The organism is Streptomyces sp. NPDC029152, from assembly GCF_055564355.1.
Map to the genome: position 1 here is coordinate 78,253 of NZ_JBVHWR010000022.1, position 24,959 is coordinate 103,211.

14 protein-coding genes, 1 tRNA gene and 1 rRNA gene are annotated in these 24,959 nt (G+C 71.7%); 3 read left to right on the forward strand and 13 right to left on the reverse strand.

Annotation, left to right across the window (positions count from 1 at the left end):
- The first annotated feature begins 5 nt into the window (after positions 1–5).
- Complete coding sequence (locus ACZ4V6_RS31725) at positions 6–4,910, forward strand: ATP-dependent helicase (RefSeq protein WP_467834053.1); 4,905 nt, start codon at positions 6–8, stop codon at positions 4,908–4,910.
- Between the two features lie 18 nt (positions 4,911–4,928).
- A complete protein-coding gene (locus tag ACZ4V6_RS31730; RefSeq protein ID WP_467834055.1) occupies positions 4,929–5,768 on the forward strand; it encodes an Fpg/Nei family DNA glycosylase in 840 nt (279 codons plus the stop codon).
- A 165-nt stretch (positions 5,769–5,933) separates the two neighbouring features.
- Here ACZ4V6_RS31730 and ACZ4V6_RS31735 read toward each other — a convergent pair whose 3' ends face one another.
- The 10 genes from ACZ4V6_RS31735 to ACZ4V6_RS31780 form a co-directional block, all read right to left on the reverse strand.
- Entirely contained in the window at positions 5,934–6,227 is a 294-nt protein-coding gene (locus ACZ4V6_RS31735; protein WP_467834057.1) for a hypothetical protein, read from the reverse strand.
- On the reverse strand, positions 6,224–6,694 hold the full coding sequence (locus tag ACZ4V6_RS31740; RefSeq protein ID WP_467834075.1) for a Dps family protein: 471 nt from the start codon (positions 6,692–6,694) through the stop codon (positions 6,224–6,226). The genes ACZ4V6_RS31735 and ACZ4V6_RS31740 overlap by 4 nt, the downstream gene beginning before the upstream one ends.
- 182 nt (positions 6,695–6,876) lie before the next feature.
- Positions 6,877–7,257, reverse strand: coding sequence for a helix-turn-helix domain-containing protein (locus ACZ4V6_RS31745; protein WP_161164858.1), 381 nt, complete (start codon positions 7,255–7,257; stop codon positions 6,877–6,879).
- A gap of 109 nt (positions 7,258–7,366) precedes the next feature.
- On the reverse strand, positions 7,367–7,912 hold the full coding sequence (locus tag ACZ4V6_RS31750) for a CinA family protein (protein WP_467834059.1): 546 nt from the start codon (positions 7,910–7,912) through the stop codon (positions 7,367–7,369).
- The gene (gene pgsA / locus ACZ4V6_RS31755; RefSeq protein WP_467834061.1) at positions 7,909–8,682 is read right to left on the reverse strand and encodes a CDP-diacylglycerol--glycerol-3-phosphate 3-phosphatidyltransferase; all 774 of its coding nucleotides are present in this window, start codon (positions 8,680–8,682) and stop codon (positions 7,909–7,911) included. Before pgsA ends, ACZ4V6_RS31750 begins: the two co-directional genes overlap by 4 nt.
- A complete protein-coding gene (gene rimO, locus ACZ4V6_RS31760) occupies positions 8,679–10,148 on the reverse strand; it encodes a 30S ribosomal protein S12 methylthiotransferase RimO (RefSeq protein WP_467834063.1) in 1,470 nt (489 codons plus the stop codon). The genes pgsA and rimO overlap by 4 nt, the downstream gene beginning before the upstream one ends.
- Before the next feature lie 92 nt (positions 10,149–10,240).
- Complete coding sequence (locus ACZ4V6_RS31765) at positions 10,241–11,092, reverse strand: helix-turn-helix domain-containing protein (RefSeq protein ID WP_467834064.1); 852 nt, start codon at positions 11,090–11,092, stop codon at positions 10,241–10,243.
- A 262-nt stretch (positions 11,093–11,354) separates the two neighbouring features.
- Entirely contained in the window at positions 11,355–14,099 is a 2,745-nt protein-coding gene (locus tag ACZ4V6_RS31770) for a DNA translocase FtsK (protein ID WP_467834066.1), read from the reverse strand.
- A 129-nt stretch (positions 14,100–14,228) separates the two neighbouring features.
- Positions 14,229–14,903 (reverse strand): response regulator, encoded by a 675-nt coding sequence (locus tag ACZ4V6_RS31775; RefSeq protein ID WP_189231761.1) that lies wholly within the window; start codon positions 14,901–14,903, stop codon positions 14,229–14,231.
- Positions 14,904–15,254: 351 nt separating this feature from the next.
- Positions 15,255–20,726: a HAMP domain-containing protein gene (locus ACZ4V6_RS31780; RefSeq protein ID WP_467834068.1), complete on the reverse strand. Its 5,472-nt coding sequence runs from the start codon at positions 20,724–20,726 to the stop codon at positions 15,255–15,257.
- 391 nt (positions 20,727–21,117) lie between these two features.
- Here ACZ4V6_RS31780 and ACZ4V6_RS31785 point away from each other — a divergent pair, with 391 nt between their 5' ends.
- Positions 21,118–23,883, forward strand: a complete 2,766-nt coding sequence (locus tag ACZ4V6_RS31785) for a SpoIIE family protein phosphatase (RefSeq protein ID WP_467834070.1) — start codon at positions 21,118–21,120, stop codon at positions 23,881–23,883.
- A 56-nt stretch (positions 23,884–23,939) separates the two neighbouring features.
- Here the strand turns inward: ACZ4V6_RS31785 and ACZ4V6_RS31790 are convergent.
- The 3 genes from ACZ4V6_RS31790 to rrf form a co-directional block, all read right to left on the reverse strand.
- A tRNA-Thr gene (locus ACZ4V6_RS31790) sits at positions 23,940–24,015 on the reverse strand.
- A 78-nt stretch (positions 24,016–24,093) separates the two neighbouring features.
- Entirely contained in the window at positions 24,094–24,756 is a 663-nt protein-coding gene (locus tag ACZ4V6_RS31795) for a DegT/DnrJ/EryC1/StrS family aminotransferase (RefSeq protein WP_467834077.1), read from the reverse strand.
- 115 nt (positions 24,757–24,871) lie between these two features.
- A 5S ribosomal RNA gene (gene rrf / locus ACZ4V6_RS31800) occupies positions 24,872–24,959 on the reverse strand; the annotation flags it as partial.

Sequence of the window (24,959 nt, forward strand, 5' to 3'; positions counted from 1 at the left end):
GATCCATGGTCAGCTCCGCACACCGGGCCCTGGACGGCTTCTCCCCCGCGACCCGCGGCTGGTTCACGGGTGCCTTCTCCGCGCCCACCGCCGCCCAGACGGGCGCGTGGCGGGCCATCTCGGAGGGCTCGGACGTCCTGGTGGTCGCGCCCACCGGCTCCGGCAAGACGCTGGCCGCCTTCCTCGCCGCCCTGGACCAGCTGGCCTCCACGCCCCCGCCGGCCGACCCGAGGAAGCGCTGCCGGGTGCTGTACGTCTCCCCGCTCAAGGCCCTGGCCGTCGACGTCGAGCGGAACCTGCGCAGTCCGCTGACCGGCATCCGCCAGGAGTCCGTCCGGCTCGGTCTGCCCGAGCCGGAGGTGAAGGTCGGCATCCGCTCGGGCGACACCCCGGCCGCCGAGCGCCGGGCCCTGGCCACCCGCCCGCCGGACATCCTGATCACGACCCCGGAGTCCCTGTTCCTGATGCTGACGTCGGCCACGCGCGACGCGCTGACCGGCGTGGAGACGGTGATCCTGGACGAGGTGCACGCGGTGGCGGGCACCAAGCGCGGCGCCCATCTCGCGCTCACCCTGGAGCGGCTGGACGAGCTGCTGCCGAAGCCCGCCCGCCGGATCGGCCTGTCGGCGACGGTCCGCCCGGTGGACGAGGTCGCCCGCTTCCTCGCCCCCCGCGGCAAGGTGGAGATCGTCCAGCCGGAGTCGGGCAAGGAGTTCGACCTCTCCGTCGTCGTCCCGGTCGAGGACCTGGCGGAGCTCGGCGGCTCCCCGGCCGCCGACGGCGACGAGGGCGCCGAGCGCCCGTCGATCTGGCCGCACGTCGAGGAGCGCATCACCGACCTCGTCCAGTCGCACCGCTCCACCATCGTCTTCGCCAACTCCCGGCGCCTGGCCGAGCGCCTGTGCAACAGGCTCAACGAGATCGCGTACGAGCGGGCGACCGGCGAGCCCCTGGGCGAGCACCACTCCCCCGCCGAGCTCATGGGCGGTTCGGGGGCGGCCCAGGGCGCCCCGCCCGTGATCGCCCGCGCCCACCACGGCTCGGTCTCCAAGGAGCAGCGCGCCCTGGTCGAGGAGGACCTCAAGGCGGGCCGTCTGCCCGCCGTGGTCGCCACCTCCAGCCTGGAGCTGGGCATCGACATGGGCGCCGTGGACCTCGTGGTCCAGGTCGAGTCACCGCCCTCCGTCGCCTCCGGCCTCCAGCGCGTCGGCCGCGCGGGCCATCAGGTCGGCGCGGTCTCCACGGGCGTGGTCTTCCCCAAGTACCGCGGTGACCTGGTGCAGGCCGCCGTGGTCACCGAGCGGATGCGCAGCGGCGCCATCGAGGCCCTGAGGATCCCCGCCAATCCGCTGGACGTGCTGGCCCAGCAGCTGGTCGCGATGACCGCGCTGGACACCTGGCAGGTCGACGACCTGCTCGCCACCGTCCGCCGCGCCGCTCCCTTCGCCTCCCTCCCCGAGTCGGCCTTCACGGCCGTCCTGGACATGCTCGCGGGCCGCTATCCGTCCGACGCCTTCGCCGAGCTGCGCCCGCGCGTGGTGTGGGACCGGGTCGCGGGGACCGTCACCGGCCGGCCGGGCGCCCAGCGCCTCGCCGTCACCTCCGGAGGGACGATCCCCGACCGCGGCCTCTTCGGCGTCTTCCTGGCCGGCGCCGACCCCAAGAAGGGCGGCGGCCGGGTCGGCGAGCTCGACGAGGAGATGGTGTACGAGTCCCGGGTCGGGGACGTCTTCACGCTCGGCACGAGTTCCTGGCGCATCGAGGACATCACGCGCGACCGGGTGCTGGTCTCCCCCGCTCCGGGCGTGCCGGGCCGGCTGCCGTTCTGGAAGGGCGACCAGCTGGGCCGCCCCCTCGAACTGGGCCGCGCACTCGGCGCGTTCCTGCGCGAGGTCGGTTCCCTCTCCGAGGAGGACGCCCGGCTGCGCCTGGTCACCGCGGGCCTGGACGCCTGGGCGGCGGACAACGTGCTGTCCTACCTCGACGAGCAGCGCGAGGCCTGCGGCCACGTGCCCGACGACCGCACCATCGTCGTGGAGCGCTTCCGGGACGAGCTGGGCGACTGGCGCGTCGTGGTCCACTCGCCCTTCGGCGCCCAGGTCCACGCTCCCTGGGCGCTCGCGCTCGGTGCCCGTCTGTCCGAGCGGTACGGCATGGACGCCCAGGTCATGCACGCCGACGACGGCATCGTGCTGCGCCTGCCGGACGCCGATCTGATGGGCCTGGACCTGCTCGACCAGGAACCGTCGAGGCCCGGCCCGGAGTACGACGCCGAGCAGGCGCCCGTCGGCGCGGCCGACGTCGTCTTCGACAAGGGCGACGTCGACCGGATCGTCACCGACCAGGTGGGCGGGTCGGCCCTGTTCGCGTCCCGTTTCCGGGAGTGCGCCGCCCGCGCGCTGCTGCTGCCGCGCCGCAACCCCGGCAAGCGCACCCCGTTGTGGCAGCAGCGCCAGCGTGCCGCGCAGCTGCTCGAGGTGGCGAGCGAGTACGGCTCGTTCCCAATCGTCCTGGAAGCGGTCCGCGAGTGCCTCCAGGACGTCTTCGACGTGCCGGGGCTGGTCGAGCTGATGGGCGACGTGGAGTCCCGCAAGGTGCGCCTGGTCGAGGTCACCACCCCGGAGCCGTCCCCGTTCGCCCGTTCCCTGCTGTTCGGATACGTCGCCCAGTTCCTGTACGAGGGCGACTCGCCGCTCGCCGAGCGCCGGGCCGCCGCCCTGTCGCTGGACTCGCGGCTGCTGGCCGAGCTGCTCGGCCAGGCGGAGCTGCGCGAGCTGCTCGACGCGGACGTGCTGACCGAGCTGGAGCGCGAGCTGCAGTGGCTCACGGAGGACCGGCGCGTCAAGGACCCCGAGGGCGTCGCCGACCTGCTGCGCCTGCTCGGCCCGCTCACGGACGCCGAGCTGGCCGAGCGCGGCGCGGAGCCGCAGTGGGCGCAGGAGCTGGCCTCCGCCCGCCGCGCGATCAAGGTGCGCATCGCCGGCGCCGACCACTGGGCGGCGATCGAGGACGCGGGCCGGCTGCGCGACGCGTTGGGCACGGCGCTGCCCGTGGGCGTGCCCGAGGCCTTCACCGAGCCGGTCAAGGATCCGCTCGGCGACCTGCTCGCCCGCCACGCCCGCACCCACGGACCGTTCACGTCGGCCACCGCCGCGGCCCGCTTCGGGCTGGGCGTCGCGGTGACCGAGGGCGCCCTGCGGCGGCTCGCGGCGGCCGGCCGGGTCGTGCAGGGCGAGTTCCATCCGGCCGGGATCGGTCAGGAGTGGTGCGACGCGGCGGTACTGCGCCGGTTGCGCCGCCGTTCCCTGGCCGCGCTGCGGCACGAGCTGGAGCCGGTGCCGCCGGCCGCGCTCGGCCAGTTCCTGCCCCAGTGGCAGCACATCGGCAAGGGGCACGCGCTGCGCGGCGTCGACGGGCTGGTGCGGGCCGTCGAGCAGTTGCAGGGCGCGTCCGTGCCCGCGTCCGCCCTGGAGAAGCTCGTCCTGCCGTCCCGGGTGGCGAACTACACGCCGGTGATGCTGGACGAGCTCACGGCCGCCGGCGAGGTGGTGTGGGCGGGGGCGGGTTCCCTGCCCGGCAAGGACGGCTGGGTCTCGCTCTATCTGGCGGACGCGGCCCCGCTGCTCCTGCCGCCCGCGCACCCCCTGGAGACGACCGCTCTCCACCAGTCCGTCCTGGACAGCCTCTCCGGCGGTTACGGCCTGTTCTTCCGGCAGATCGCCGACCAGGTCCGCGCCACCACGCACCCGGACGTCACGGACCCCCAGCTGGCCGACGCCCTGTGGGACCTGGCCTGGTCCGGACGGCTGACGAACGACACGCTGGCACCCCTGCGCGCCCTGCTGGGCTCGGGCCGTACCGCGGGCGCCACCGCTCACCGCGCCCGACGCACGGTTCCGCGGGGACGCTACGGCTCGCTGACGGCCACCGCCCGCGCCACCTCCCGCACGGGCCCGCCGACGGTCGCGGGCCGGTGGTCGCTGCTCCCGGCCCGCGAGACGGACACCACGGTGCGTGCCCACGCCCTGGCCCGCACGCTGCTGGACCGGCACGGCGTGGTGACCCGCGGCGCCGTCGCCGCCGAGGGCGTCGAGGGCGGCTTCTCGGCGGTGTACCGCGTCCTGGCCGCCTTCGAGGAGAGCGGACAGGCCCGGCGCGGCTATGTCGTGGAGGGGCTCGGCGCGGCACAGTTCGCCATGGAGGGGGCGGTGGACCGGTTGCGTGCGGTCGCCAACGCCCGCGAGCGCGGCGACGGTCCCCCCGGCCGGACGGACTTCGGCGACGGCGGCCCTGGTGGGCGCACCTCACCCGACGGTTCCGTGCCGGACGACTGGGCTTCCGCCCTCTCCCCCTTTGACGGCCTCGCGGCCGGCGGTCACGATGACGCCGACGCCCCGGACGGCCCCGCCGGCGTCTTCACGCCCGCCCAGCCGCCCCCGCGTTCCCGGGGCGGCCACGTCTCCCCGCGCGGCCCGTACGACGCGGGTTTCCCCGGCCGTGGCGGCCGTCCCTCCCCCGCTTCCCGGGCCGTCGTCCTGGCCGCGGCCGATCCGGCGAACGCCTACGGCGCGGCCCTGGGCTGGCCCGAGCCCCCGGCCGGGGTCACGCACAAACCGGGCCGCAAGGCGGGCTCCCTGGTGGTGCTGGTGGAGGGCGAGGCGGTGCTGTACATGGAGCGCGGCGGCAAGACCCTGCTGCTGTGGCCCGCCGACCCGGACGGTCCGCCGGCCGAGGACCCCGCCCTGCGCGCCGCCACGGAGGCCCTCGCCGCTGCCGCCCGCGCGGGTTCCCTCGGCACGGTCACGGTGGAACGCGTCAACGGCGCCGCGGCCCTGACGTCGCCCTTCGGCGCCCTTTTGGAGGAGGCGGGCTTCATCGCCACCCCGCGCGGACTGCGCATCCGGGCGTGAGCCTGTCACCCTTGACCCATGCCCGAGGGAGACACGGTCTGGCAGGCCGCACAGAGGCTGCACGGCGCACTGGCGGGCAGGACGCTGACCCGTAGCGACTTCCGCGTGCCCCGGTACGCGACGGTCGACCTCACCGGCCGTACCGTCCTGGACGTCACCCCGCGCGGCAAGCACCTGCTCACCCGCATCGAGGGCGGCCTGACGCTGCACTCGCACCTCAGGATGGACGGGGCCTGGAAGGTGTTCGCCGCCGGCCAGCGCTGGAGCGGCGGCCCGGCCCACCAGATCCGCGTCGTCCTCGCCACCGCCGACCGCACCGCCGTCGGATACCGCCTCCCGGTGCTGGAGCTCCTGCGCACCGCCGACGAACAGCGCGCCGTCGGCCATCTCGGCCCGGACCTGCTGGGCCCGGACTGGGACCCCGAGCAGGCCCTGGCCAACCTCCGCGAGGACCCGGCCCGCCCCCTCGGCGAGGCCCTGCTCGACCAGCGCAATCTCGCCGGGATCGGCAACGTCTACAAGTGCGAACTCTGTTTCCTGCTCGGCGTCACCCCGTGGCTCCCGGTGGGCGAGCTGCCCGCCGACCGGGCCGTGAAACTGCCCGTGCTCGCCAAGAGGCTCCTGGAGGCCAACCGCGACCGTCCGGTCCGCCGCACGACGGGCCTGCGCGGACAGGACCTGTTCGTCTACGGCCGCGCGCCCCGCCCGTGCCTGCGCTGCGGCACTTCCGTCCGTCTCGCCGACCAGGGCGACGGCTCCCGCGAACGTCCCACGTACTGGTGCCCGGTCTGTCAGGCGGGTCCCGCCCCGCGGCCAGGCGGCTTCACCGGTTCCGGGCGGCGCCGGAAGGGAACGTGACCCCGCCCGGGCCGTCAGGGCGGGGGTGACCCCGCCCGGGCCGTCAGGGCGGTAACGGTCGCCGGTTCTGTCCTTCCTGGGTGGACGCCCGCCGGCGCCGGTGTCCCGAGCGAGCGGGACGTGCGCCCCGCCGCGCCGCGCCAGGCCGTCCCGGGCCCGTCGGCGCTACCGCTCGTCGAAGCCCGACGGCCCGCTCCGCGCACCCCGCCCGGACCGCGAGGAGGCCGGGGCCCGCAGCGGCACCCTCAGGGCCCGGCGCCACCGCCCGGTACCGACGGCCCCCGCGGCCCGGCTCCGGGGCACGCAGTGCACCGGCAGCACGCTCAGCCCCCATCCGCCGGCCGCGACCGCGCCCTCGACCACACCGGCGCCGGGCACCGTCACCAGACGCAGCACCGCCCAGCACCACAGCGCGCCGAGCCCCAGCGCGGCCGCCCGGCGCACGGTCGTCGACGTCATCCGTTTCCGGCTTGGAACATCCAATGCTGCTTCTCGAGGTCGGCCGTGACCTGGATGAAGATGTCCTGGCTCACGGGATCCGGCTCCCCGGTCACGGTGATCCGTTCCCGCATCCGTGTGATCACCGCGCCCAGCGCGTCCACGATCGTCCCCACCGCGGCGGTGTCGTCCACCCAGCCCTCGGGTGTCACGCCGATGCCGCTGCCGACGGCCACCGTCGCGGCCCGTCCGTCCGGGGACACACCGAGCGCCGAGGCACGCTCGGCCACGGTGTCGGAGTGCGTGCGCGCGGTACCGACGACCTCGTCCAGCTGGAGATGCACGGAGCGGAAACGCGGTCCGACGACGTTCCAGTGGATCTGTTTGGCGACCAGAGCAAGGTCCACCAGGTCGACGAGAGCGCCTTGCAGCGCCTCGGACACGATCTTGAGATCCGCGTCGGACAAAGGGCTCTTGACGACGTACATCCGCACCTCCGTCGGTTCTCCCCCGTCCACGTCCTTCCACGATGACCGCAGCGTCACGAACCGGCAAACGGGCGAACGCGCCGCCGGCCGTCGCCCGCCCGGATACGCAAAAACCCCGACCGCACCTCTCCGGTCTCCCGAAGAGGCCCTGGCCGGGGCCTCGGACGCCGACGCGCGGACGCTCAGGCGGCGACGACGTCCACCGCTTCCGCGGGCGCCTTGATGGTCACCCGTTCCGGTGGCACACCGGCAACCGACACCGAACCCAGCATCGGACGGACCGGCGCGGGCACGGACTCGCTCGACGTGGCCGCGGCGGACTGGGCCAGCTCCGCGAGGGCGAGTTCGTCGCTCACTTCTCGCATGAGTTCGGACATCCGTACGTCCAGCGCGTCGCAGATGGCGGACAGCAGCTCGGAGGACGCCTCCTTCTGCCCCCGCTCCACCTCGGAGAGATAGCCGAGTGAGACTCGGGCGGACGAGGAGACTTCGCGCAGAGTACGGCCCTGGCGCTGGCGCTGCCGACGCAGCACGTCACCCAGCAGGCGACGGAGCAGAATCATCGGTGGCTCCCTCCTCGGACCGCGTAGCCGCATCCTTCTCGCCCCACCGTACCGCCTCGCGCCGCGGCCGTGCGGGGAGCGATGTCGTGTTCACTCAGGGCTGCAAACATCAAAACCCCCCGTTCCGTTCCGTATCCTGTGCCCGCTCATTCCCGGTCTGTTCGCCCGCAAGCTCCCTCAGAAGGAGTGCCAGCACGCTCCGTACACTCTCCATACGAATTTCCGCGCGGTCGCCGTTCAACCGCAGCGCCTCCACTTTTCCGCCAGGGGCGGAACCGTCCCGTGGTGCGGAAGGTCCGCGCACGGCCACGTAGACCGTCCCGACCGGCTGTCCGTCCTGCGGATCGGGGCCTGCGACACCCGTCGTCGCGATGCCCCAGTCGGCTCCCAGCGCCGTGCGCACGCCGGCCGCCATCTCCGCCGCGACCTGTGGGTCGACCGCTCCTCGAGCCGCCAGCAGCTCGGCCTCGACGCCGAGCAGATCACGCTTCAGTTCCGTGGCGTAGGCGGTCACCGCACCCCGGAAGACCTTCGACGCACCCGGGACCGCCGTGACCCCGGCCGCCACCAGACCACCGGTCAGCGACTCGGCGATCGCGAGGGTCTCGCCCCTCACCGTGAGTAGTCGCACCACGTCGGCAGCCGTGGAACTCAACCTTCTGTCCCCTTCAACGCCGCCTTGCGCTCGGCGATTCCCCGCCGGCGCAGGACGATGGCCTGCTTCACGTAGTCCAGTCCGGTCACCACGGTCAGGACGACCGCCACCGCCATCACCCAGAACCGCAGGGTGGCCAGGGGCCCCGTCAGGGCCAGGACGTACATGCCGACGGCCACGCCCTGGGTGAGGGTCTTCAGCTTGCCGCCGCGGCTCGCGGGGATGACGCCGTACCGAATGACCAGGAAACGCAGCAGGGTGATCCCGAGTTCCCTGCCCAGGATGACGGCCGTGACCCACCAGGGCAGGTCGCCCAGCGCGGAGAGACAGATCAGCGCCGCTCCCATGATCGCCTTGTCGGCGATGGGGTCGGCGATCTTCCCGAAGTCCGTGACGAGGTTGTAGGTGCGCGCCAGATGACCGTCGAAGATGTCGGTGAACATGGCGACGGCGAAGGCCGCCCAGGCGAAGGAGCGCCAGGCCGGGTCGTAGCCGCCGTTGCCGAGCATCAGCACCACGAAGACCGGCACGAGGACCAGCCGGAACATCGTCAGCAGATTGGCGACGTTCCAGACGCTCGCCTGGTTGACGGCTGCGGCCGCGATCTTGCCGCCGCGCCCGCCGGTACCGCCCTCGGTCGCACCCCGCTCCACGGTGCCCCCCGACGTCTTGCTCTCGGCCGGTTCCTGCGCCGCGCCCGAGGCGCCGCGCGGGCCGGTCCTGCGCGCGCTGGAGGAGCCGCCCGCCGCGGACGCCGGGACTCCGGTCATCCGGCCGCCTCCTCACTCCACGCGGGCGAGCCCGGCAGCGGTTCGGCCACCAGGTCGACACCCTCCGTACCGACCACCTTCGCGTCGACCATACGACCGGCACTCAGACCTTCGCCGCCCGTGAGCAGCACCTGGCCGTCCGTCTCCGGCGCCTGGTGGGCCGCGCGCCCGTGCACGCCGTCCTCGTCCACGTACTCCACGAGCACCCGTACGGTCGAACCCACCCGCTCCTCGGCCCGCTGCGAGACGAGTTCCTCGGCCAGCCGGGACACACGTGCCAGCCGCTCGGCGACGACGTCCTCGTCGACCTTGTTCTCGTACGTCGCCGCCTCGGTGCCCTCCTCGTCGGAGTAGCCGAAGACGCCGATGGCGTCCAGCCGCGCGTGGTTCAGGAACCGCTCCAGCTCGGCGAGGTCGGCCTCGGTCTCGCCGGGGAAGCCGACGATGAAGTTGGACCGCACACCCGCCTCGGGGGCCTTGCTCCGGATGGTGTCCAGGAGCTCGAGGAAGCGGTCGGTGTCGCCGAAGCGGCGCATCGCCCGCAGCACGTTCGGCGCGGAGTGCTGGAAGGACAGGTCGAAGTAGGGCATGACCTTCGGCGTCGAGGTCAGCACGTCGATCAGGCCGGGGCGCATCTCGGCCGGCTGGAGGTAGCTGACGCGCACCCGCTCGATGCCCTCGACGTCGGCCAGGTTCGGCAGCAGGGACTCCAGCAGGCGGATGTCGCCGAGGTCCTTGCCGTAGGAGGTGTTGTTCTCGGAGACCAGCATGATCTCCTTGACGCCCTGCTCGGCCAGCCAGCGCGTCTCGTTCAGCACGTCGCTCGGGCGGCGCGAGATGAAGGAGCCGCGGAAGGACGGGATGGCGCAGAAGGAGCAGCGCCGGTCGCAGCCGGAGGCCAGCTTGACCGAGGCGACCGGGGAGCCGTCCAGACGGCGGCGCAGGGGCGCGCGGGGCCCGGAGGCGGGGGCGACGCCCTCCGGGAGGTCGGCCGGGCCGTGCCCGGGCAGTGCGACGGCGGCACCGGCCTCCTGGCGCTCGGCGGGGCTGATGGGCAGCAGCTTGCGCCGGTCGCGCGGGGTGTGCGCGGCGTGGACACCGCCGCTGAGGATGGTCTGCAGCCGGTCGGAGATGTCGGCGTAGTCGTCGAAGCCGAGGACGCCGTCGGCTTCGGGCAGGGCCTCGGCGAGTTCCTTGCCGTACCGCTCGGCCATGCAGCCCACGGCGACCACGGCCTGCGTCCTGCCGTGGCCCTTGAGGTCGTTGGCCTCCAGGAGGGCGTCGACGGAGTCCTTCTTGGCGGCCTCGACGAAGCCGCACGTGTTCACGACGGCGACGTCCGCTTCCTCGGCGTTCTCGACGAGCTTCCAGCCGTCCGCCTCCAGACGGCCTGCGAGCTCCTCCGAGTCCACCTCGTTACGGGCGCAGCCAAGAGTGACGAGTGCGACGGTACGGCTTTCAGGCATGGGCTCAAGACTACTTCGTCCCGCGGACGGCCCACGTCGACGGGGTTGGCCGATCTCGGCCAACCCCGTAGCGACTCGTCTCCTCGGCCCGCTTATCCGACCTGCGGGTCGCCCTTCGTGTACGTCAGCCGCTCCACGGCACCCGGCCGGAAGTCGTCCTCGATCTTCTTGCCGTTGACGTACAGCTGGATGGCGCCGGCGTCGCCGAGGACGAGGTCGACCTTCTCGTTGTCCTGGAAGGTCTTGGAGTCGCCCTGTTCGAGCAGGCCGTCGAAGAGCAGCCGGCCGCTGTGGTCCTTGGCCGAGATCCAGCTGCGGCCCTCGGCGGCGCTGATCTTGACGGTCACCTTGTCCCGCGGCGCGGCGGCGATGGCGCTGTCGGTGGGGTCCGGCCTGGGGGCGGCCGGCTTCTCGGGCCGGGCGGACGCCGAGGCGGACTTCCCTGCCGTCGGCTGGGCCCCTTCGGCGACACTCGCCTCGGTGCCGCCGTCGTCGCCGCCCTTGACGAACGTGAACCCGACGAAGCCGATCACGGCGACGATCGCGGCGACCATCGCCGCGGTCCAGTTGGGTCCGCGCCGCTCCGGGCGGATGCGTTCCGCCTCGAACAGGGGCGCGGCGGGGGTCGGGGCCGGGCGTCCGCCGTGCTCGGCGTCGTACTGCGCGAGGAGCTCGGCCGGGTCGAGCCGTACGGCCTTGGCCAGGGCCCTGATGTGACCGCGGGCGTAGACGTCGCCGCCGCACGGTGTGAAGTCGTCCGCCTCGATGGCGTGCACGATGGCGACGCGGACGCGGGTGGCGCTGCTGATGTCGTCGACGGTCATCCCGGCGGCGATGCGCGCCTGTCGCAGGGCACGGCCGACGGAGGGGCGGGCTTCCTCAGAAACGTCTTCGGACACGCCTTCGATCGGACGCTCGTCTTCAGGGGAGTTGCCGATGGACACGGGGGCGCCTTTCGAGCGGATGGCCGCCTGTGCTGGACGTTCAGTCTAGGGGGGGTACAAACGGGTGGGGCAACCGGACGGTGGGACTTGTACGCCATCGGTATGGCTTCGTGTCCCGATGGCGGAGTACCTCTTTGTCGCTTCCCTCAACTTGACGTAGGCCATGGGGAAACGGTTGCTCAATGATCCCTAACGGGTGAGTCACGATCGGCCGGCCGGCCGCCCCGATCCGCCACGCGAGGTGATCCGCGCGTACCGTTCCCTACCCCTCGGACTCCCCCCGGATCACCGCGAGCACACCGTCCAGCTCGTCGGCCTTCACCAGAACGTCACGAGCCTTCGAACCCTCGCTCGGTCCGACGATGCCCCGCGACTCCATCAGGTCCATCAGGCGTCCCGCCTTGGCGAAGCCGACGCGAAGCTTGCGCTGGAGCATGGACGTCGACCCGAACTGGGTGGAGACGACCAGCTCGGCCGCCTGGCACAGCAGGTCGAGGTCGTCGCCGATGTCCTCGTCGATCTCCTTCTTCTGCTTGGTGCCGACGACGACGTCGTCCCGGAAGACGGGCGCCATCTGGTCCTTGCAGTGCTGGACGATGACCGCGACCTCCTCCTCGGTCACGAACGCGCCCTGCATACGGGTCGGCTTGTTCGCGCCCATCGGCAGGAAGAGGCCGTCGCCCTTGCCGATCAGCTTCTCCGCTCCGGGCTGGTCGAGGATGACCCGCGAGTCCGCCAGCGAGGAGGTGGCGAAGGCCAGCCGGGAGGGCACGTTCGCCTTGATGAGACCGGTGACGACGTCCACCGACGGCCGCTGCGTGGCGAGCACGAGGTGGATGCCGGCCGCCCGGGCGAGCTGCGTGATCCGCACGATCGCGTCCTCGACGTCCCGCGGCGCCACCATCATCAGGTCGGCCAGCTCGTCCACGATCACCAGCAGGTACGGGTACGGCTGGAGTTCGCGCTCGCTGCCCTCGGGCGGCTTCACCTTGCCCTCGCGCACGGCGCGGTTGAAGTCGTCGATGTGCCGGTAGCCGTAGGCCGCGAGGTCGTCGTAGCGCAGGTCCATCTCCCGCACGACCCACTGGAGCGCCTCGGCTGCCCGCTTCGGGTTGGTGATGATCGGCGTGATCAGGTGCGGGATGCCCTCGTACGCCGTCAGCTCGACGCGCTTGGGGTCGACCAGGATCATCCGGACGTCCTCCGGCGTCGCCCGCATCATGATCGAGGTGATCAGGCAGTTGATGCAGGACGACTTGCCGGAGCCGGTGGCGCCGGCGACCAGCATGTGCGGCATCTTCGCCAGGGAGTGCATGACGTACCCGCCCTCGACGTCCTTGCCGAAGGCGACCAGCATCGGGTCGTCGTCCTCGGCGGACTCCGCGAGCCGCAGCACGTCGCCGAGGTTGACCATCTCCCGGTCGGTGTTGGGGATCTCGATGCCGACCGCGGACTTGCCGGGGATCGGGCTGATGATCCGCACGTCGGGGCTGGCGACGGCGTACGCGATGTTCTTGGTCAGCGCGGTGATCCGCTCCACCTTCACGGCGGGCCCGAGCTCGACCTCGTACCGCGTGACCGTCGGGCCGCGGGTGAAGCCGGTGACGGCCGCGTCGACCTTGAACTCGGTGAAGACGGTGGTCAGCGAGTGGACAATCGCGTCGTTGGCCGCGCTGCGCGACTTGCCGGGGCCGCCGCGCGTGAGGAGGTCGAGGGACGGCAGGGAGTAGGTGATGTCGCCGGAGAGCCGGAGCTGCTCGGCGCGCGGCGGAAGTTCCCGTTCCTGCGGGGGCGGGGTCTTGGTGAGGTCGGGCACCCCCGTGCCGGCCTGGTTCTTCCCGGCCGTGCCCTTCCTGGGCTTCCCCGGCTGGGGCCGCGCGGCCGGAACCGGCGTGGGCGTCGGTGTCGTCGGCTCGCGCTCCCCCGTGCTCACGCCCTGGGTGAGATCGGCGACCAGCGGGGACGGCGGCATCCCGTGCAGGACGGCGCCGTCGAGCGAGGCGGCTGCCGCGGCGGCGACGTCCACGGCGTCCATCGGCCGGTTCGCGTCGGGCTGCGGCACGGCGGACCGGCGGGGCCGGCCGCGGCGACGGTCGAGCGCCTCCCGCTCGACGCCGTCGTGGTCGTACGGCTCCGCGGCGGGCGCGCCCCCGCGCTTGCGGGCGCGCGCGGGCAACGACTCGCGCCACTGCTCCTCGTACCGCTCGTCGTCGTCGGTGAACCCGTCCGCTCCCGGGTCGTGGACGAGTCCCAGCCGCACCCCGAGCAGCCGCAGCCGCTGCGGGATGGCGTTGACGGGCGTGGCCGTGACGACCAGCAGCCCGAAGACCGTGAGCAGTACGAGCAGCGGCACGGCGAGTACGTCGGTCATCGTGTACGACAGCGGGGTCGCGGCCCCCCAGCCGATCAGACCGCCGGCGTCCCTTATGGCCTGCATGCCGGCGCTGCGGGCCGGTGAGCCGCAGGCGATGTGCACCTGGCCGAGCACACCGACGACGAGGGCGGACAGACCGATCACGATCCGGCCGTTGGCCTCGGGTTTCTCCGGGTGCCGGATCAGACGCACGGCGACGGTGCCGAGCAGGATCGGCACGAGCAGGTCGAGCCGGCCGAAGGCTCCGGTCACCAGGATCTCGACGAGGTCGCCGACAGGGCCCTTCAGGTCGGCCCAGGTACCGGCGGCGACGATCAGGGCCATGCCGAGCAGCAGGAGCCCTGTCCCGTCCTTGCGGTGCGCCGGGTCGAGGTTCTTCGCGCCCTGGCCTATGCCGCGGAAGACGGCACCGACGGCATGCGCGATGCCCAGCCAGAGGGCGCGTACGAGTCGGTAGACGCCGCCGGTCGGACCGGCCACCGGCGCGGGCACGGGCTTCCTCGCCGCGGCCTTCCTGGCGGGCGCCTTCTTCGCGGGCACCTTCCTCGCGGCGGCCTTCCTCGCCGGAGCCTTCGCGGGAGCCGCCGCCTTCTTGGCGGGCTGCTTCTTGGCTGCGGAGGGACGTGAGGCCATGGGGGTGAGATTACCGGTGGAGACGGCGGTCGACACGTGTGCCCACCGCTTCACCCGTTCGTGTCGTCCGCGCGCGCGTCCGGAACTGACGCGGCGGGTACGGACGCTGACGCGCCTTCACCGACCGCCTCAGTTCACCGCGGCCTGGCCTCCGGAAGAACCCGGTTCGAGGGCGTCCAGCGCCCGGCGCAGGCCCGTGAGCTTGCGCTCCAGATGGGCCGCCGTCGCCACCGCGGCCGCGTCGGTCGACTCGTCCCCCAACTGCTTGGAGAGCGCTTCGGCCTGCTCCTCGACGGCCGCCAGCCGCGCCGACAGCTCGGCGAGCAGCCCCGCCGGCTCCTTGGTCTCGACTCCCGCGGACTTGCCGCCGCCCTCCAGCTGGAGGCGCAGCAGTGCCGCCTGCTCGCGCAGCTGGCAGTTCTTCATGTAGAGCTCGACGAAGACGGACACCTTCGCGCGCAGCACCCACGGGTCGAACGGCTTGGAGATGTAATCTACCGCGCCGGCCGCGTACCCGCGGAAGGTGTGGTGCGGGCCGTGGTTGATCGCGGTGAGGAAGATGATCGGGATGTCCCGGGTCCGCTCCCGCCTCTTGATGTGCGCGGCGGTCTCGAAACCGTCCATGCCCGGCATCTGGACGTCCAGCAGAATGACTGCGAAGTCGTCCGTGAGCAGTGCTTTGAGCGCTTCCTCCCCGGACGATGCCCGCACCAGCGTCTGATCGAGCGCCGAGAGGATCGCCTCCAGCGCCAGCAGATTCTCCGGCCGGTCATCGACCAGGAGGATCTTGGCCTTCTGCACCATGGCCCGCCCTCCTCGCCCCGGCGTGGGGCCTCCCCTGTCCGCAGGACTTGGGGCAGCACCGGCGGGCGCCGCCCCAGGGGACGACTCCCTTGCGTCGCCCGTCCTTGTGCCGGTCATCGTAGCCGCACCCCGCCCGTCGCCACACCCTGTCACCGCGATGTCACTGTGTACGTAGCAGAAACGCGGCGGGAGACCAGAAGGTTCCCCGAATCCCGTACTTCTACACGATGTCGAGCACACTGAGTCAGCGACTCCGCGTGAACCCCGAAGCCCCCGCCGCGCTCACGCACACCACATCCGCACACTGCCCGGACGCGCGCCGACCGGACGCGCACCGCCCGGACCTGCCGCTCACTCCCAGCGCATCCACTGCTCCATCACCGTCAGCAGGTGGTCGGGGTCGACCGGCTTGGTGACGTAGTCGGAGGCTCCCGACTCGATCGCCTTCTCCCGGTCGCCCTTCATCGCCTTGGCGGTCAGCGCGATGATCGGGAGCCCGGCGAACTGGGGCATCCGGCGGATCGCCGTCGTCGTGGCGTACCCGTCCATCTCGGGCATCATGATGTCCATCAGAACGACCGCGGCGTCCTCGTGCTGCTCCAGGACCTCGATGCCCTCCCGGCCGTTCTCGGCGTACAGCACGGACAGGCCGTGCTGCTCCAGGACGCTGGTGAGCGCGAAGACGTTGCGGATGTCGTCGTCGACGATCAGCACCTTCTGCCCGCCGAACCGGATGTTCCGGTGCGGCTGCTGCGCCGTGTCCTGCTCGCCGGCCTGCCGCTGCTCCTGCGCGGCGGTCTGCTCACCAGTCTCCGGCACGGCCCTGCGCCGGCGCCGGAACAGCGAGGCGGCACCGTTCCGCGAGTCCTGGTACGGGGGCAGCTCGGCCTGCGCCTGCGGCGGCTCGGGCCGGTCGGCCGGGGCGCTCGTGGCGGCCAGCAGCTCGCCCGCCTCGAGCGTCGGCACGGCCTGCTGGTAACCGTGCGGGGGCAGCTCGCTCGGGTGCAGCGGCAGGTAGAGGGTGAACGTCGAACCGCGGCCCGGCTCGCTCTGGGCGTGGATCTCACCGCCCAGCAGCTGCGCGATCTCCCGCGAGATGGACAGCCCGAGACCCGTGCCGCCGTACTTGCGACTGGTGGTGCCGTCGGCCTGCTTGAACGCCTCGAAGATCACCCGCATCTTGCTGGCCGCGATCCCGATACCGGTGTCGCTCACGGAGAACGCGATCAGCTCCCCGTTCGGGTCGGTCATCGAACCGGCCTCCAGCAACTGCTCCCGGATGGCCTGCGGCACGTCGTCCCGGGCCGGCCGGATGACCAGCTCGACCGCTCCCGAGTCGGTGAACTTCACCGCGTTGGACAGCAGGTTGCGCAGCACCTGGAGCAACCGCTGCTCGTCGGTGTGCAGGGTGGCGGGCAGCTCCGGCGACACCCGCACCGACAGGTCGAGTCCCTTCTCCGCGGTCAGCGGCCGGAACGTGGCCTCCACGTAGTCCACGAGCTGGACCAGCGCGATGCGCGTCGGGGAGACGTCCATCTTGCCCGCCTCGACCTTCGACAGGTCGAGGATGTCGTTGATGAGCTGGAGCAGATCGGACCCGGCCCCGTGGATCGTCTCGGCGAACTCGACCTGCTTCGGGGAGAGGTTCCCCTCGGCGTTGTCGGCGAGCAGCTTGGCCAGGATCAGCAGAGAGTTGAGCGGCGTACGCAGCTCGTGCGACATGTTGGCCAGGAACTCGCTCTTGTAGCGCATGGAGACCGCGAGCTGCTCGGCCCGCTCCTCCAGCACCTGCCGGGCCTCCTCGATCTCGGTGTTCTTCACCTCGATGTCGCGGTTCTGCTGGGCCAGCAGCTCGGCCTTCTCCTCCAGTTCGGCGTTGGACGACTGCAGCGCCTTCTGCCGCTGCTCCAACTCCTCCGAACGCTCGCGCAGTTGCTCCGTCAGCTCCTGCGACTGCTTCAGCAGCACCTCCGTCTTGGTGTTGACGGAGATGGTGTTGACGCTCGTCGCGATCATCTCGGCGATCTGGTTGAGGAAGTCCTTCTGGATCTGCGTGAACGGGGTGAAGGACGCCAGCTCGATGACGCCGAGCACCTTCCCCTCGAACAGCACCGGCAGGACGATCACCTGTGCGGGCGGGGCCTCCCCGAGCCCGGAGGAGATCTTCAGGTAGCCGCTCGGCGCGTTCTCCACCAGGATCGTGCGCTTCTCCTGGGCGGCCGTCCCGACCAGTGCCTCTCCCGGCCGGAAGGAGGTGGGCATCGACCCCATCGAGTAGCCGTACGAGCCGAGCATGCGCAGCTCGTACTCGTCGTCGCCGCCGGCGCCCGGCTCCTGGCCGTCGAGGAGCGGCATGGCCAGGAAGAACGCGCCGTGCTGCGCGGACACGACCGGGGTCAGCTCGCTCATGATCAGCGAGGCCACGTCCTGGAGGTCCCGGCGGCCCTGCATCAGCGCCGAGATGCGGGCGAGATTGCCCTTGAGCCAGTCCTGCTCCTTGTTGGCGATCGTGGTGTCGCGCAGGTTGGCGATCATCTTGTTGATGTAGTCCTGGAGCTCGGAGATCTCCCCCGAGGCGTCCACGTCGATCTTCAGGTTCAGGTCACCGCGGGTGACCGCGGTCGCCACGCGCGCGATGGCGCGCACCTGCCGGGTCAGGTTCCCGGCCATCTCGTTCACGGACTCGGTCAGGTCCCGCCAGGTCCCGTCCACGTCCCGCACGCGCGCCTGCCCGCCGAGCTGCCCCTCCGTGCCCACCTCGCGCGCCACGCGGGTCACCTCCTCGGCGAAGGAGGACAACTGGTCGACCATCGTGTTGATCGTGGTCTTCAGCTCGAGGATCTCCCCGCGCGCGTCGATGTCGATCTTCTTGGTCAGGTCGCCCTTGGCGATGGCGGTCGTGACCATGGCGATGTTGCGCACCTGACCGGTCAGGTTGGACGCCATCTGGTTCACCGACTCGGTGAGGTCCTTCCACGTACCGGAGACGCCCGGCACGTGCGCCTGTCCGCCGAGGATGCCGTCCGTGCCCACCTCACGGGCCACCTTGGTCACCTGGTCCGCGAACGAACTCAGCGTCTTCACCATGGTGTTGAAGGTCTCGGCGAGCTGCGCGACCTCACCGCGCGCCTCGATCGTCACCGTCCGCGTCAGGTCGCCGTTGGCGACGGCGGCGGCGACCTGGGAGATGTTCCTCACCTGGACGGTGAGGTTCTTCGCCATCAGGTTGACGTTGTCGCTGAGGTCCTTCCAGATGCCCACGACACCCGGCACGTGCGCCTGCCCGCCGAGGATGCCCTCGGTACCCACCTCGCGCGCCACCCGTGTGACCTGCTCGGCGAACGACGACAACTGGTCGACCATGGTGTTGACGGTGGTGACGAGCTCGAGGATCTCGCCCTTGGCGTCGACGGTGATCTTCTTCGACAGGTCGCCCTTGGCCACCGCGGTGGTGACCTCGGCGATGTTGCGGACCTGCATGGTCAGGTTGTTGGCCATGCCGTTCACGGACTGCGTGAGGTCCTTCCAGGTGCCCGAGACGCCCTGCACCTCGGCCTGGCCGCCCAGGATGCCCTCGGTACCGACCTCCCGCGCGACGCGCGTGACCTCCTGGGCGAACGACGACAGCTGGTCCACCATCGTGTTCAGCGTGTTCTTCAGCTCCAGGATCTCCCCGCGCGCGTCCACGGTGATCTTCTGGGAGAGGTCACCGCGGGCCACCGCCGTCGCGACCTGCGCGATGTTGCGCACCTGCGCGGTGAGGTTGCCGGCCATGCCGTTCACCGAGTCGGTCAGGTCCCGCCACACACCGGCGACGCCGGGCACCTGCGCCTGGCCGCCGAGACGGCCCTCGGTACCGACCTCCCGCGCGACGCGCGTGACCTGCTCGGCGAACGACGACAGCTGGTCCACCATCGTGTTGATGGTGTTCTTCAGCTCCAGGATCTCCCCGCGCGCGTCGACGTCGATCTTCTGGGAGAGGTCACCGCGGGCCACCGCCGTCGTCACCTGCGCGATGTTGCGCACCTGCGACGTCAGGTTCCCCGCCATCGAATTGACGGAGTCCGTCAGCTCCTTCCAGGTGCCCGACACCCCGTCGACCCGGGCCTGACCGCCGAGACGGCCCTCCGTGCCCACGTCCCGCGCCATCCGGGTCACCTGGTCGGCGAAGCTGGAGAGCTGGTCCACCATCGTGTTGACGGTGTTCTTCAGCTGGAGCATCTCCCCGGAGACGTCCACGGTGACCTTCTGCGACAGGTCGCCGTTGGCCACCGCCGTCGTCACCTGCGCGATGTTCCTCACCTGACCGGTGAGGTTGCGGAACGCCGTGTTGACGGAGTCGGTGAGGTCCTTCCACGTGCCCGCCGCACCCGGCACCTGCGCCTGGCCGCCCAGCTCGCCCTCGACCCCGACCTCCCGGGCCACGCGGGTGACCTCGGCGCCGAAGGAGGACAGCTGGTCCACCATCGTGTTGACGGTGTTCTTCAGCTCCAGCATCTCCCCGGCCACGTCGACCGTGACCTTCTGCGACAGGTCGCCGTTGGCCACCGCCGTCGTCACCGCGGCGATGTCACGCACCTGTGTGGTCAGGTTCCGGAAGACGGTGTTGACGGAGTCGGTCAGGTCCTTCCAGATGCCCGCCGCACCCGGCACGTTCGCCTGACCGCCGAGCTGCCCCTCACCGCCGACCTCGTTGGCCACCCGCGTGACCTCGTCCGCGAAGATCCGCAGCGTCTCGGTCATCTGGTTGACCGTCTCGGCGAGCTGCGCCACCTCGCCGCGGGCCGGCACGGTCACCTTCAGCGACAGGTCACCGTTGGCGACCGCGGTCGTCACCTCGGAGATCCCGCGCACCTGGGCCGTCAGGTTCCCGGCCATGGTGTTGACGGAGTCGGTGAGCTCCTTCCACACACCGGCGACGCCGGGCACCTGCGCCTGACCGCCCAGGGCACCCTCGGTACCCACCTCCCGCGCGACGCGCGTCACCTCGGAGGAGAACGCGGAGAGCTGGTCGACCATCGTGTTGACGGTGTTCTTCAGCTCCAGCATCTCCCCGGCCACGTGAACCGTGACCTTCCGGGACAGGTCCCCCTTGGCCACGGCCGTCGTCACCAGCGCGATGTCCCGCACCTGCGCGGTCAGCCGGTACGCCATCGTGTTGACGGAGTCCGTGAGGTCCTTCCACGAACCGGACATGCCGCGCACCTGGGCCTGCCCGCCCAGCTTGCCCTCGGTACCGACCTCACTGGCCACCCGCGTGACCTCGTCCGTGAACGTCGACAACTGGTCGACCAGGTTGTTCACGGTCCGCCCGACCTTCAGGAACTCGCCGCGCAGCGGATGTCCGGCACCCTCCGCGGTCTGCGTCCGCAGCTCCATGCGGGGCGACAGGTCACCGTCCGCCACCGCCGACAGCACCCGGCCGACCTCGGAGACGGGCCGCACCAGGTCGTCCACGAGCGCGTTGGAGTTGTCGATCGCGGCGGCCCAGGACCCCTCGCAGGCCCCCGTCTCCAGCCGCTCCGTGAGCTTCCCCTCGCGCCCGACCATCCGCCGCACCCGCGCCAGCTCGCCCGTGAGGTGCAGATTGCGGTCGGCCACCTCGTTGAAGACCGCCGCGATCTCCGACATCACGCCGTCCCCGGACACCGTGAGCCGCTTGCGGAAGTTCCCCTCCCGCATGGCCACGAGGGCCGCGAGCAGCCGGTTCAGCGCCGCCGTGTCGACCGTCGTCGTCCCGCCTCGTGTCCTGCCCTGCTTACTCAGGGACTGTCCGCCTTTCGCGCGCGTCTTCGTGGCCCGCGTCGCTGCGCCAGACTCCACTGTGTCCCTCCCGCAGGGGTCGACCGTTACTGCTGTGCCCGGTACGCCCACGGCGACCGGTTACTACCGTGTGCTTCCTGTACCGCCGCACGCCCCGGCGCGGCCCACCGAGCCGCTGCCAGGGCTGCTGCCCGTCGAGCCCGCTCGGCATTCGGCCTGCCCGGACGCACACAAGAAGCCTGCCCAGTGTTTCACCCCGTCCGAACCAGGCCATAACAGTTCGGCAGCTTCGCACATCGTCCGCACACCCTCTGGGCGGAAACACTGCAGACCGGCATCCGCGGGGACGGCGAAGGTAAGTAACCTTGCATGCGGCTGTCCAGCCATGCCGGTTCTGTCCGGCCTGGGCGGTGGCACGAGACGAGCGGGCATCGGAGGGGCGGCCGGAGACATGACCACCGGACTGATCCCGGGGGAGCAGCCCCCGGATCCCGGGCCGACGGGCGGCCTGCCGCAGCAGCGGCACGAGCCGGTCGGCCATGAGGCCGTGCACGTACACGTGGACGTGGAGAGAGGGTCGAGGAGTTCTGTGATCACCGCGCGCGCGGCCGCCAGTTTCGAGCCCGTCGGACGATCGGTGGCGAGCGCACGTTCCTTCGTCCGCGACACCCTCCAGGGCTGGGGCCACGCCGACATCGTCGACGACGCCGTGGTGCTCACCAGCGAACTGGTGACCAATGCCGTCGTGCACGCCGGCACCGCCGCCGACGTGGTGTGTCTGCGCAGCGACGACGGCGTACGCATCGAGGTGGCCGACCGCTACCCCGAGCGCGAGGTACCGATCCAGGGCTCCGCCGTCGACATGGGCAGCCCCGACCGCGAGGGCGGACGCGGCCTCCAGCTCTGCGCGGCCCTCGCCGGACACTGGGGCGTCGAGTACACGCCCACGCACAAGAACGTCTGGTTCCGGCTGGACCTGCCCGCGCGCGCGGTGGGCACCCGCAGCGCGGGCCCGTCCCTCCCGGTCGAGCTGCTGCCGGTCGCCGACGGCCGCGTCCGCGTCGCCGTCGTCCAGATCGACCGCACCAGCGCCATCACCGCCTGGAACGAGGACGCCGAGGAACTCTTCGGCTACCCGGCCGAGCAGGTCACCGGCAAGCCGCTGACCGACCTGGCCGCCTGGCCGCACACCCCGGGCACCAGCACGGGCATCGTCGAGGCGCTCCAGCTCTCCCGCTGGGAGGGCAGCTACGGCATAAGGGGCGCCGACGGCCGCGTCACCCCGGTCTACGCCTCCCACCTCCGCGTCCGTGACGCCGGCGGCGAGCCCTCCACCGTCTGCCTCCTCGTACGGGACCACGAGCGTGCCGTGCTGCAGACACCTCTGCGCGTGCCGGCCTCCGACTCCGGCGGCTCCTCCGAGGGCAAGAACACCGACCCCTTCGAGGTGTTCATCGGCTCCCCCGCCCCGGACGACCTCGACGGCCTCCTCCAGCGCACGGTGGAACGCGCCCGCGACATGCTGGACGCCGACGCCGCCTTCCTGCTCCTCGCCACCGACGACGAGACGGAGCTGGAGGTCCGCGCCTCCACCGGTCTGCCCTCCGCCCGCCAGCGCTTCGCCCGCGTCCCCGTCGAGGCGGGCCCCGGCCGCTACGGCTCCGCGCGCATGCCCGCCGTCCACGACGACCTCACGGCGGTCCCCGGCGCCGTCCCGCTGCTGAGCGGCACCGGCATGCGCTCCGTCGTCACCGTCCCCCTCAAGGTCGAGGGCCGCCTCACCGGCTCCCTCGGCGTCGCGGCCGAAGCCGCCGGCCGGTACTCCAACGAGGAGGCCCTGCGTCTCCAGTTCGCCGCCGACCGCATCGCCCTGGCCGTCGAATCGGCCCGCCTGGGCGAGCTGGAGCGGCTGCGCCGCGGCTCGCTCAGCTTCCTCGTCGAGGCCTCCGATCTCCTCGCCGGCACCCTGGACCGTGACCAGACGCTGGCCCTCATGGCGCAGATGACGGTCCCGACCCTGGCCACCTGGTGCGCCGTGTACACCATCGCCGACCAGGCCTCGGACCCGTACCTGTCGTACGTCCTGCACGAGGACGAGGAACTGATCGACGGCATCAAGTCCCTGCTCTCCAAGATCGACCCGCCCGACCCGGTGCCCACGCCGGGCGCCCGCGTCTGGACGGCTCCCGCCGAGGTCGCCCACCAGGCGGCGCTGCGCAGTTCCATGCGCAGCCTCGGCCTGAGCGGCGGCTCCACCCAGCGGGTCGGCTCCGGCATCGGCCCGACCCTGGCCACGGCCTCCGCCGTCGGCGGTGAGACCGTGGTCCTGCCCCTGGTCGCCCGCAACCGCGTCATCGGCATGCTGACCCTCGGCAAGCCCACCGACGAGCACTTCCGCCAGGAGATCCTGGAACTCGCCGAGGACCTGTCCCGCCGTGCCGCCCTGGCCCTGGACAACGCCCGCCTGTACTCGGAGCGTACGGCCATCAGCCAGTCCCTCCAGCGCAGCCTCCTGCCGCCGGAGCTCCCCCTGATCGACGGCGTCGAGGTCGAGGTCATCTACCGCGCGGCCGGCGAGGGCAACGAGGTCGGTGGCGACTTCTACGACCTGTTCCCCATCAGCGACGGCGCCTACGGTTTCGCCATCGGCGACGTCTGCGGTACGGGCCCGAACGCGGCGGCCGTCACGGGCCTGGCCCGGCACGCCCTGCGCCTGCTGGCGCGCGAGGGCCTGAGCGGCCCGGCGGTCCTGGAGCGCCTCAACTCCGCCATCCTCGACGAGGGCGCCCGCAGCCGCTTCCTCACCCTCCTCTACGGCGAGATGCGCCCGCAGGAGGACGGCAGCGCCGAGCTGAAGGTCGTCTGCGCCGGCCACCCCCTCCCCCTGCGCCTGCGCCAGGACGGCACGGTGGAACCGGCTGCCGAACCCCAGCCGCTCCTGGGCGTCCTGGAGGACCTGGAGCTCTACGAGCAGACGGTCACCCTGGACCCCGGCGACGTCCTGCTCTGCGTCACGGACGGCGTCACGGAGCGCCGCGAAGGCACGCGCATGCTGGGGGACGACGGGCTCGCCGACGTCCTGACCACCTGCACGGGCCTGACGGCGGGCGCGGTGGCGGCCCGCATCATGCGCGCGGTGGAGCGGTTCGCGTCGGACGCGCCGTCCGACGACATGGCGATCCTGGCGATGCGGGTACCGGAGCCGCACACGGACTGACACACCGGACCAGGGCATGCGAAAGGCCCCGCCCGATGGGCGGGGCCTTTCTGCTGTGGAGCCCCCAAACGGAATCGAACCGTTGACCTTCTCCTTACCATGGAGACGCTCTGCCGACTGAGCTATAGGGGCCTGTCGCCTTTTCGAGGTTTCCCTCGCGGCAACGGAATAGATCATACCCCGAACAGGGGGATGCTCCCAACACGGCTTTCAGTGCGCGGGTTGCAGCAGTCCGCCCAGCGCATTGCACGCGGACACGATCCGCTGCATGTCCCGCTTCGTCAACGACGCCTCCACGGGCAGTGCGAGGGTCTCGTCGGCGGCCCGCTCCGTCTCCGGCAAGGACACACAGCGCCGGAAACCGGGCATCCGGTGCACGGGCGTCTTCACCGGCACCCGGCAGTCGACTCCCCTCTCCCGTACGGCCCGAGCGAACGCGTCCCGGTCGGGCCGGCCGTTGCCCGGCACTCGCACCACGTACTGCTGGTAGGTGTGCCCGTCACCGCCGTCGGGGGTGCGCACGCCCTTCAACTTCCCGTCGAGATAAGCCGCCCGCTCCCTGCGCCGCGCTATCTCGTCGTACGGCCCGTCGGTCTCCGCGTACTCCAGTACGAGCAGCCCGTGCCGCTGCCCGATCCCGTGCAGCCGGGCCGTGTCCGCCGGCCGCCCGAAGCGGTGTACGGCGACGACGGCCGCGGTCCGGGGTGTCAGCGCCGCCTCCACGGCGGACGCGTCGAGGCAGTACGTCGCCGGATCTATGTCGGCGAACACCGGCAACGCGCCGACGAGGACCACGGATTCAGCGACCTCCGCGTTCCCGAAGGCGGGTACGACGACCTCGTCACCGACACCCACGCCGGCGGCCCTGAGCATGGCAGCAGTACTCATGCCGACGATGCTGGTCGCGCCGCGTGAACGTCAAGTGACGGAAAACAAAAAAGGGTTGGACCCGGAACCGAAGTTCGGGGTCCAACCCTTTTGAATGATTGTTCGGCGGCGTCCTACTCTCCCACAGGGTCCCCCCTGCAGTACCATCGGCGCTGTAAGGCTTAGCTTCCGGGTTCGGAATGTAACCG